Here is a 10,167-nt window from a genome sequence, read left to right as displayed (position 1 = left end):
CGCTTTTATTATCAATAAGGGTTATTTGAAGAACCTTAAGTTACCAGTGTGTCCATACAAGTACATCCTAGCTTAAAACAAGTTACTAGATGATTTAATTCAAAGGTAAATTTTTTGTTGCCACAAAAGGGACTAATGAGTACTTTAATTAAATAACTAGTTTTATAACCTAACCTAGTTATTAAGTACTAAATACAATTTCATACCTTAAATTTATACAGGAGATTTTCCTTGCTTGATATCATCGCGCTTTTTATAAAAGTAAATCATTACAAAACATTTAATGAAGCGTCAGTAAAGTTAAATATTCCTTTACCCACGTTACAAAGAAAAATAAAAAAACTTGAAGAAGACTTATCGTTAGCGTTGTTTTATCGTGAAAAAGGAAGGCTGCGGTTAACAGAGCCTGGAAAGAGTTTTTATAGCCACTGCCTAGCCCATGTAGAAGGTTTACAAACTACGCTGTGCAATTTTAAGAATTTCAGTGAAAATAAAGTGAGTAAAATTAAACTAATAGCGCCGCAAAACTTTATAAAGAGTGTGTACTTCTCAGGCGTTATAAATCAATTCACATTACTTTATCCAAATATTAAGATTCATATGATGCTATCGGATGAACGCCTTGATTTAAAAGCCACTGAGTTTGATTTAGCCATTAGAATTGGAAAACTAGATAGCTCACAAAATATATGTAAAGTTATTAACCAAATGAGTTTTGTTTTAGCTTGTTCATCGAGTTTAATTGAGCAATATGGCATACCAAGTAATTTTGACGATTTAGCTAAACTACCCCACATATCGTGCTCGCCATTCGAAAACTGGTCCTTTAAAGCAAATAAAAGTGAACAGGTAATTTTTAAACCTCAAGCCAACTTTATTTCTAACGATATAGAAATGTGTGCATTAGCTGCTATTGAAGGAAGAGGTGTTTATTATGGTCCAAAATATTGTTTATTACCGCATATAAAAGACCAAAGCCTAGTAGAGGTATTAACTCAGTACACACCCATTAAGCGAGATGTAAACCTGATATGGCCTAATAAACTAATTCCAAAAAGTACACGCTACTTAATCGATTTTTTAGAGCATTCTCTTAAAGGGATCAAAATGTAGATACCTCATCACTTATACTTTTATTAATTTTTTGTAATGTTTAAGCAACTAATTTTTTTGAAAAACCAACTTTCATTTAAGTCTCTATAAAAAATTAGCGAGTTCTTTAGAATCAAAATCGGTCCAAAATTAGATTATTTAATTAGGGCCTAGTTTAAATATAATTTTTTAAAGGATGTAACTTAATGAAAAAAATAATTACCCCTATTGCTTTTGTCACACACTAGTTTTGTAAGTGCCAACACAACGGCAATTTATCCAGATCAACTTAAAAATGAAAGCTTAGGCGCTGGATTATGCTCAGCTGATAATAGATTAATAACAAAGGCCGAAGCGCAAACCTACAGAAACGAGCTTATTAATAAAATGGGTAAGTGGCAAATAACGGGATTAGCTGATGGTTGGGTTATTATGGGCTCTGGCTACGCAGGTGAAATAAAACAAGGGTCTGCTGCAAATTCTTGGTGCTACCCTACCGATCCCATTAATGAAATTCCTACATTAAGTCCAGTAAAAGTATCCCCTGGCAGTCAAAGCCAAATTGAATGGGACTTAGTAAATCAAAAAGAGAGTTTTATAAAACCCCTTTCATACCTTGCTCACACAATGGGATTTGCGTGGGTTGGTGGAAATCGCTCAAGCTATGTGGGTGATGACATGGAGGTATCTAAAGCAGGCTCTGGATGGAAAATACAAGGTTATAATGGGGGCAGCTGTGATGGTTATCGATGTGATGAAAAATCAGCTATTACCGTATCTAACTTTGAATATGTGATGGATAACGAATCATATAAAATAACAGGTGATATTGTTGCTGCCGACAAAGAACTAATTAAAACGTTAACAGTCCCTGCAGTGAATGACACGTCAGCAGCTCAAATGTCAGTCGTTACCATTGAATACGATGCTGCTACTAATTGGTCTAAAACAAATGACTACAGTATTTCTGAGTCTGTTACATTATCCAATACATGGAAATCCCCTTCAGTTACTGGCGGATCAGACACTTCGTTATCGGTTACTATAGCAGCAGAGCAAGCATGGGGAACAAGTAACGGCGGCTCAGAAGCTGAACGTGTTGTTGTACAGGCAAGAACCAATGTACCAGCATTCACAAAGCTTAATGCTAAGGTCGATTTGTTTAAATCATCAATATCGTATCCTTATTCATTCGATGCTGATATTACTTACGATCTATCAATAAATGGCTTTATGCGTTGGAGAGGCAATGCTTTATTAAGCCATCCTGAAAACAGACCTAATGACACTGCTAATTTTGTAATAGGCCGTTGGGCAGGTCAAGAAAAGAGCATTGAGTATCAATGGGAACACCGCTATATACCAGGTGAGAATAAAAAATGGGATTGGCCTTGGATGATACAACAAACAAGCTTATCAACAATGCAATACTATTTAAGTCATGTTTTAAGACCTAAAAAAACAACCCTAACAGGCCACTTTTATGCACAAAGCCAATTTGCTGGTAGCGTTTATTTTGGTGATGAAACCCCACTTGTCACTAACCAAAGAAGTAAGCGAAGTGTTTCAGCTAGTGATTACTCAAGTGCAGAAAAATTAAAAAAAGAGTTTGAAGATGCTGGTTTTAAAAATGTAGTTGTTAATATTGAAATGATTGATTTATAAATCCCCGTGGGCTCTCATAATGAGAGCCCTATTTTATAAATTTACACAAAAATATAATTATCACACGCCTATTTTACTTTATTAGAAAACACATACAGCTCAACCCAACCTCGCCTTTAGTTTATTTAAAAGTTATGCTTTGATGTTAGAAGAAGTATTGATCTCCTTTGTCTATTAAACATATTTCAGCAAAAGTGATTATAAAAATAATAAGAGAACAGCAATGACACAAAATACAAACAACAGCGTAGTAATACTCAGTGCGGTTCGTACCGCAATTGGTGGCTTTGGTGGCAGCCTTAAAGATTTTAGCCCCGCTGAGCTTGGCACTCTGTGCGCAAAAGAAGCACTAAACCGATCTCAGCTTACCCCTGACCAAATTGGCTCATGTGTGGTAGGCAAAGTTATTCATAACGGCCCAAAAGACGCTTACCTATCAAGGGTTATTGGACTAGATGCTGGGTTACCTATAAGCAGCCACGCTGTAACGCTTAATCGCTTATGTGGTTCAGGGCTTGAAGCAATCATACAAGCGGCACAACAAATTCAATTAGGTGATGTAGATGCAGCCCTTGCTGGCGGAGCAGAAAGCATGAGTAGCTCTGCCTACACCCTCGAAAGTAACCGCTGGGGGCAAAAAATGGGTAATAGCACTATGGTTGATGAGCTCACCACGACCTTACAAGACCCATGGGATAATAACCCGATGGGAATAACAGCTGAAAACATTGCAGAAAAATATTCAATTAGCCGTCAGCAACAAGACGAGTACGCAGCAAACAGCCATAATAAAGCTGCAAAAGCCATTGCTGCAGGTCATTTTAAACAGCAGATTGTGCCTATCGAGATTAAATCACGTAAAGGGACGCACATTTTGACACCGACGAACATGTTCGCGCCGATACCACAGTCGATAAGCTTGCAACTTTAAAGCCCTACTTTAAAAAAGATGGAACCGTTACCGCAGCAAGCTCATCCGGTATAAACGATGGTGCAGCCATGTTGGTACTTATGTCAGAGCAAAAAGCTAATGAGCAGGGCTTAAAACCGCTCGCTCGTTTAGTGGGTTATGCCAGAGCCGGCGTTGATCCTACTTTAATGGGTATCGGCCCTATTCCTGCAGTAAAGCAGGTTTTTGAAAAAACGGGTTTAACACTTGACGATATAGATGTGATTGAATCTAACGAGGCCTTTGCAGTACAAGCACTGTGCGTTACAAACGAATTAAACTTTCCTGCCCATAAGGTAAACCCGAATGGTGGTGCAATTGCCTTAGGCCACCCTGTTGGCGCAACGGGTGCAATTTTATCAACTAAATGCTTGTACGAACTCAAACGAACTCAAGGCAAATATGGGCTAGTCACAATGTGTATTGGTGGCGGGCAAGGCATAGCAGCCATTTTTGAAGCGCTTTAATGAGTAAAGCTAAATCATTTTTGTAGTAATAAAGTTGATAATTGAATTGGCTAGTCACATAACTAGCCAATTCAATATTTACACCAATTAACTAAAAACGCCAAATAAGTTAAGTACAACGAGTAAAGCGCCAAATAGACCCGAAAGTGTTAATAACCAATAAAAGATACATCCAAGAAATCTATCGAATTTGGTTGTATTTTCAAATAACAACGAAGAGTGCGCATACATAAAAGAAAACTTACTTTTTTCAATTTTAAGTAACCAACGCCTTGGCAAGGAGAATGCTTGAGCAACATTTATAATATCCCAACCACTAATAACCTCTAGACCGAGTATATCTTTTGTTTTAGGGTTTTTTCTTAATTTACGTACGGTCATTTGGCCAAAAACTACATAAAGGATCCCAGAAATAATAGATGACATAATTAATATAGCGACCCAAATTTCTCTATCACTCATAATTTATTAACCTGCTCCATAATATAATCATATATCCCTCCGGCATCTTCTTTTACAATTTCGTTAACTTTCTTACGCCTAATAAAACACCACCAAATGAAATTAAAAATAATATTGGTAAAAACAGTAATGTTTGGGTGTTGTCTAGATTTATACCTGGGCTGCCAATAACCGCCAGCGTATTAATTAACAGTAGTATTAAGCTTGATTGCAGATAGCCCTTGTAACCTATAGCCCCTGCGAATAACAGCATAATAAATGAACCTGAAACTGCAGGCGTAAAAGGCGCCGCGGCGAGTAACATACAAACAAACGAAAATATAACAGCACATCCAATTATTACTTTAAACATAACAACCTCCATGATAAATGGCTTTAATCCACCAGCTATTTATAACTGTATTACTAAAAATCGTATTCCACTTAACAGGTATCAACTAATTTTTAGTTTATTAATAACCCCAATATAAAAACTACCTATTTCCAAACTGCCGTTCACAAGGCTCGCCATCTCTATCACCGTCCATTTTAGTATTTGGGCAATGTTGAATAAAAAATAATGCCTCTGCATACGAGGTCATTTGGCTACAATGTTGGCGGCCATCACAACGAAATGTTGGTGGTGTTTTATTAAGTGAGCTTGAACTCGCGGGCATAAATGACTCTAAGTTAGCATTAGTTACGACTGGTGTTTGCTTGGTATTTAAAAAACCGGTTTTATACACACTAAAACCAATACTAAAAATAATACCAAGTGTTATAAGTTTCATTAAAGGTGAGTTCTTACCTGAGGTTTTACTTATTCTAACCGGCCTTGATGAAGCTTTTATGTGTGGTTGTGCGAGTACGCCCTCAATACGGCAATTTACAGCTTTAGTTTTACCGTTAGGCTCAGTCGCAACCTCAAAATAGATAATGTCACCCACTTTAGGTTTACGACACATATGTTTTAGCGATGAAATGTGTATAAAGGTATCGTGTTGTAGTGTGCTTGATTTAATAAAGCCAAAGCCTTTATCGTCATTCCAAGATTTTAATAATCCTTTGTTCATCCTTGAATCATCCATTTAATAGCTGTTAATTTTACACCCGTTTTAAAAAAGGTTTAAAACCAAGCAAGCCTTAGTGAGTTAAACTTAGCAATTTTCCCTATTAACTAACTCATTTTGCAAAAAAGCGTATTTTTGCTTCTTTTAATGTGCTTAAAAATACAGAAAACGCACAAATTCCGCCCCCCATAAACGCAATTTGAAAGCTTGATAGTGACGAGAAACTAAATTGCTGAGAATACATGTACTGCCCAAATAACTGTGCAAAGGTAGCCACACCTAAAATAATTAACAATGGGCACACAACTAGCGTAAACCAAAACCAAATACGTTTAATACCTTTCATAATTAATACCTTTCATAAATAATCCTTTTCCTTAATTTGACTTAGAAATTAATTAGCTAGTGAGCCACTAGCTTTTTATTTTAAAAGCAACTTATAAGGTTCCCGCATGAATTTGATGTCTGAAGTCAAGATTTGACCCCTATGGTTTGTTATGCATTAAAACCCATAGTACTTGCCGATAGCTGTAGCCAATAGACTACCAGCAGCACCAACCTTAACATCCCATAGTGTTGACGCTGCTTTAGAAACCATTGTGCCCATCCAGCCCGATACGGCTGAACCAAAGTTACCAGATTCTACTTCCGCACTACCTTTATCGGTTTCTAGTGCAACTTGAAGTGACTCTATATCCTCATCACTAACTTTATTTTGTTTGAGGACTTCGATTAAGGAAGCCATATCATTTTTGTTTACGGTATTACGAATAGTTTGAGTATTTGAATCACCAACTACGATAGTGGCATTATCACCAAAAACTGCATTGTTAAATAAATCTGACACGCCAACCTCTTTCGCTCTTGTTTTCATATCACTCAACTCCATTTCATTTGGAAATTTTTCAGACAATTCCAAAACGAAATCTAAAAGTCGAGTCGTAACCTCTGTCAATATTTGCGTCATCGCACCAGCAGAATGAACAGCCCAAGCGGTTTCTACACCATAGCTAGTATCAAAACCCTCAGACAGGAGTGGATAGAACTCAGGTGCGATACTTACCTGCAAATTTTCTTGAGTTGAATACTGCTCGATAACAGCTATGCTGTCCATCAAGTATTTAGTGTCTAGCCTTTCACGTATTTCATCATCTAAGTGCATCAAAGGCAGAGTTTGATTCTGATATCTGTATACAGAATTACTCAAATTGCCTTTAACTGTAAGATGCAGTTTCCTATAGGAGGGGACAGACTCACGATTTCCATATCCTCTGAGCTCACTATCAACCCAATCGAAAAGCTCTTTCTCACCTAACTGATGAAGAAGTACTTTTGTTTTCAACAATGCTACTTTTAAGTTGCTTTCTCCAGAGCTTAACAACTCGATAATTTCTTCGATTAACTTCATTTACTTACCAAACTCAAATTTAATGCATAACGCCCCACTAAGAGGCAAAAAATTGTTGGTTAAAATAAGCGAGGCACGAGCAAAAGCCAACTGTTTTTTGTCCTGCTTAAGTGGCTTGTTATAAGCCCTTTACAAGGTTAATATAAACCAATGAAAGAAGCTAGTTGTCTGATTTAATTAATAAAGGTCGAAAATGTCTGATTTAACCACTAAAGAACGTAGAAAACTAGAAACTTTTTTTGAAATGAGTAGTGGTTATTTTTTAGATTTTTCTAATAATTCTTTAGCGCAATTTATTGCAGAATCTGTAGATATAGAGCTTTATTCAGATAAATACGAAATTGGTTCAGGCTCAAAAGCGAATAGAATGCGCGCTATATGGGATTTAGAATCTAATCAATTAGTTGGTAAATTAATTCGTGATATAATTGAAGATGATGACGATAAACATTTACTACACCCATACAACAAAAATAGGAATCAGGAATTAAAAAGGCATTGTTTACAGATTGCTATGAGGTTAGAAAACACTAGTTTTCCTGTAGCTCCCTCCCCAACAAAACAACCAAACATTATAAATACCCAAGTTCACAACGCTCCAGTTATGCATCCATCCGCTGCAGGGGTATTTAAAGCAGTGTCGCAACCTTTCCCTCAAGAGCATCCAGTTTACAACACGCCTATTACACCCCAGAAGAATAAGGTGTTTATTGTTCATGGTCATGATGATTTGGCAAAAGAACAATTAGCTCGATTTGTAAGTCAAATAGGGCTTGAGCCAATAATATTGCATGAGCAAGCTAGTTCAAGTAAAACGATAATTGAAAAAATTGAAAAGTATGCTGGTGAAGTATGTTTTGCCATTGTTTTATATACACCCTGTGATCAAGGCTCTAAGGCTGGGTTAACTGAGCTATCACCAAGAGCTCGTCAAAATGTAATTTTTGAACATGGGTATTTCATAGGGAAACTAGGTAGAGAAAACGTAACTGCAATAGTTAAAGGGAATATCGAAAAACCAAACGATATTAGTGGAGTTGTTTACGAAAATTTTGATGCTGCTGGAGCATGGAAGTTCAAATTAGCAAAAGAAATGAAAGAGTCAGGCTGTGAAATAGATATGAACAGAATTATTTAAACATACGCCAAACCTATCAGGGCTTATAACAACTTTGTCTACGACATTTGTCGTTTTATAAACCGACAAATGTCCATATATTACATTGCATTTATCTTAGCCCTCAAATAAACACCTGTAAACAACTAGTTAACTGCTGCTCATGCTTAATAAATGCAGAAATACCCCAAAATGGTGGAGATCAGTAATATTAGACAAAACACTACTACTGTATAAATAAACAGCACAGCTAAATATGCCATTTTTCGCTTATAAAACATTCAGCTCACTGGCTGGTAATTTAGCTCGATGGTTTTAATTTTTGCTGCTGTTTATTATGATGTACGTATTCCCTGCCTTTTTAAATCCATTAAGGTTTTCAGTCATTTCATTAAGGATTATCTCATGTCTAGCTATAACGAATCTCCAGAGCAAATTGCACAAGCCACTGAGGGCTATGTGATGCAACAAACTATGTTGCGTATTAAAGATCCAAAACCGTCGCTGGCATTTTATGAAAACGTATTAGGTATGAAGCTGTTAGGAAAGTACGACTTTCCTGGTATGGAGTTTACCTTGTACTTTTTAGGCTATGAGCAAGATATGCCTATAGGCGATGATAAAGAAAAAACCCAGTGGGTGTTTCGCCGCCCTGCGCTGATTGAGCTTACCCATAACTGGGGCACTGAAAACGACGACAGCTTTACCGGTTATCACAGTGGTAATGAAGAACCAAAAGGCTTTGGCCATATTGGTATAAGCGTGCCCGATGTATACGCTGCTTGTGAGCGCTTTGCTAAATACGATGTGGAGTTTGTAAAACAGCCAGATGGCGGCTCAATGAAGGGCCTTGCATTTATTAAAGACCCTGACGGTTACTGGATTGAAATACTTTCGCCAGAGGGCATTACAGACATTATTCAATCACAATAAAAACTATTAAACATAAAAAAGCCTGCAAATGCAGGCTTTTTGTTTACAAGTACTGTGAAAAACTTGAATTTTTTTAACGACGTAGTGCGTCTATACGTGCATCAAGCGGTGGGTGAGATGAAAACAACTCAGCCATGCCTTTACCACTGGCTATACCAAAGGCCATCATTGAGCCTTCTAATTGCGATGGGTGGTTTTGCTTTAATCGCTCAAGGGCTGAACGCATTTTATCTGCGCCTACCAACTGAGCTGCACCGTTGTCGGCTGCAAATTCACGTTTGCGGCTGTAATGAGCAACCACCACACTGGCTAATACACCAAATAATACTTGGAATAACATATCAAATAAGAAGTAAGTCCAGCTGCTGCCGCCCTCTTCTTCATCGCTATTTATAAAATTATCTACAATTCCCGCCAGTACTTTTGCGGCAAAAATAACAAAGGTATTAACCACGCCTTGAATAAGCGTTAGCGTTACCATGTCGCCATTAGCCACGTGCGATACTTCGTGCGCAAGCACTGCCTCGGCTTGATCTTGGGTCATGTTGTGTAATAAACCCGTACTTACCGCCACCAGCGAGTTATTTTTACTCGGGCCGGTTGCAAAGGCGTTCATTTCTGGGCTGTCGTAAATAGCCACTTCTGGCATGTTAATACCGGCTTTTTTAGCTTGAGCAGCCACAGTGCTTACCAGCCATTGTTCGGTTTCGGTACGAGGTTGGGTGATCACTTGCGCACCGGTTGATTTTTTGGCGATCCATTTCGACATAAATAACGAAATAAACGACCCACCAAAACCAAATACAGCAGCTATTAATAAAATACCACCTAAGCTACGATGGCTTAAGCCCAGCGCACTCATTATTATTGAAAGCACAACACCTAATACCAACATAACCGCTAAGTTAGTTAATAAAAACAAAAATACACGTTTCATACATGGTCTCCAAAAATAACATTTATTGCTGAGCGATTTCTTTTTGTTGATCGGCTATAGCAATCACTGCGTTATGACACACTATGTC

Annotated in this window: 10 protein-coding genes and 1 pseudogene; 5 read left to right on the top strand and 6 right to left on the bottom strand. The window is 37.5% G+C overall.

The features are described from left to right. The first annotated feature begins 231 nt into the window (after positions 1-231). The 3 genes and pseudogenes from P20311_RS13705 (at position 232) to P20311_RS13695 (ending at position 4,173) form a co-directional block, all read left to right on the top strand. Positions 232-1,113, top strand: coding sequence for a LysR family transcriptional regulator (locus P20311_RS13705; protein ID WP_008113873.1), 882 nt, complete (start codon positions 232-234; stop codon positions 1,111-1,113). 213 nt (positions 1,114-1,326) lie between these two features. Continuing rightward, positions 1,327-2,757: an aerolysin family beta-barrel pore-forming toxin gene (locus P20311_RS13700; protein WP_008113871.1), complete on the top strand. Its 1,431-nt coding sequence runs from the start codon at positions 1,327-1,329 to the stop codon at positions 2,755-2,757. A 223-nt stretch (positions 2,758-2,980) separates the two neighbouring features. Beyond that, a pseudogene (locus tag P20311_RS13695) lies at positions 2,981-4,173 on the top strand (acetyl-CoA C-acyltransferase family protein). Between the two features lie 87 nt (positions 4,174-4,260). Here the strand turns inward: P20311_RS13695 and P20311_RS13690 are convergent. From P20311_RS13690 to P20311_RS13670, 5 genes are all read right to left on the bottom strand, one after another. Then, positions 4,261-4,635 carry a hypothetical protein gene (locus P20311_RS13690; RefSeq protein ID WP_008113868.1) on the bottom strand — a complete coding sequence of 125 codons (375 nt, stop codon included), beginning with the start codon at positions 4,633-4,635 and terminating at the stop codon, positions 4,261-4,263. A 52-nt stretch (positions 4,636-4,687) separates the two neighbouring features. After that, the gene (locus tag P20311_RS13685; RefSeq protein WP_008113866.1) at positions 4,688-4,987 is read right to left on the bottom strand and encodes a DUF6419 family natural product biosynthesis protein; all 300 of its coding nucleotides are present in this window, start codon (positions 4,985-4,987) and stop codon (positions 4,688-4,690) included. Positions 4,988-5,108: 121 nt separating this feature from the next. Beyond that, positions 5,109-5,687 carry a cold shock domain-containing protein gene (locus P20311_RS13680; protein WP_008113864.1) on the bottom strand — a complete coding sequence of 193 codons (579 nt, stop codon included), beginning with the start codon at positions 5,685-5,687 and terminating at the stop codon, positions 5,109-5,111. Positions 5,688-5,796: 109 nt separating this feature from the next. Beyond that, positions 5,797-6,030 (bottom strand): hypothetical protein, encoded by a 234-nt coding sequence (locus P20311_RS13675; protein WP_008113861.1) that lies wholly within the window; start codon positions 6,028-6,030, stop codon positions 5,797-5,799. Between the two features lie 156 nt (positions 6,031-6,186). Continuing rightward, a complete protein-coding gene (locus tag P20311_RS13670) occupies positions 6,187-7,092 on the bottom strand; it encodes a hypothetical protein (protein WP_008113860.1) in 906 nt (301 codons plus the stop codon). A 193-nt stretch (positions 7,093-7,285) separates the two neighbouring features. On the opposite strand from P20311_RS13670, the gene P20311_RS13665 reads away from it, so the two are divergent. Together P20311_RS13665 and gloA are read left to right on the top strand one after the other, a co-directional pair. Beyond that, positions 7,286-8,230 (top strand): TIR domain-containing protein, encoded by a 945-nt coding sequence (locus P20311_RS13665; protein WP_008113858.1) that lies wholly within the window; start codon positions 7,286-7,288, stop codon positions 8,228-8,230. 384 nt (positions 8,231-8,614) lie between these two features. Continuing rightward, positions 8,615-9,142, top strand: coding sequence for a lactoylglutathione lyase (gloA, locus tag P20311_RS13660; protein ID WP_008113856.1), 528 nt, complete (start codon positions 8,615-8,617; stop codon positions 9,140-9,142). A 73-nt stretch (positions 9,143-9,215) separates the two neighbouring features. Here gloA and htpX read toward each other — a convergent pair whose 3' ends face one another. Further along, on the bottom strand, positions 9,216-10,079 hold the full coding sequence (gene htpX, locus P20311_RS13655) for a protease HtpX (RefSeq protein WP_008113854.1): 864 nt from the start codon (positions 10,077-10,079) through the stop codon (positions 9,216-9,218). Positions 10,080-10,167: the final 88 nt, after the last annotated feature.

The organism is Pseudoalteromonas sp. BSi20311 (assembly GCF_000239875.1).
GTDB lineage: Bacteria > Pseudomonadota > Gammaproteobacteria > Enterobacterales > Alteromonadaceae > Pseudoalteromonas.
Note: the sequence above shows the minus strand (reverse complement) of the source record. Positions and strands in the feature narration are given on the sequence as shown.

Bases quoted from the DNA above. Each gene is read 5' to 3' on its own strand.
- P20311_RS13685 (WP_008113866.1), bottom strand. From the start codon at position 4,987: ATGTTTAAAGTAATAATTGGATGTGCTGTTATATTTTCGTTTGTTTGT.
- P20311_RS13670 (WP_008113860.1), bottom strand. From the start codon at position 7,092: ATGAAGTTAATCGAAGAAATTATCGAGTTGTTAAGCTCTGGAGAAAGC.
- htpX (WP_008113854.1), bottom strand. From the start codon at position 10,079: ATGAAACGTGTATTTTTGTTTTTATTAACTAACTTAGCGGTTATGTTG.
- P20311_RS13675 (WP_008113861.1), bottom strand. From the start codon at position 6,030: ATGAAAGGTATTAAACGTATTTGGTTTTGGTTTACGCTAGTTGTGTGC.
- gloA (WP_008113856.1), top strand. From the start codon at position 8,615: ATGTCTAGCTATAACGAATCTCCAGAGCAAATTGCACAAGCCACTGAG.
- P20311_RS13665 (WP_008113858.1), top strand. From the start codon at position 7,286: ATGTCTGATTTAACCACTAAAGAACGTAGAAAACTAGAAACTTTTTTT.
- P20311_RS13680 (WP_008113864.1), bottom strand. From the start codon at position 5,687: ATGAACAAAGGATTATTAAAATCTTGGAATGACGATAAAGGCTTTGGC.
- P20311_RS13690 (WP_008113868.1), bottom strand. From the start codon at position 4,635: ATGAGTGATAGAGAAATTTGGGTCGCTATATTAATTATGTCATCTATT.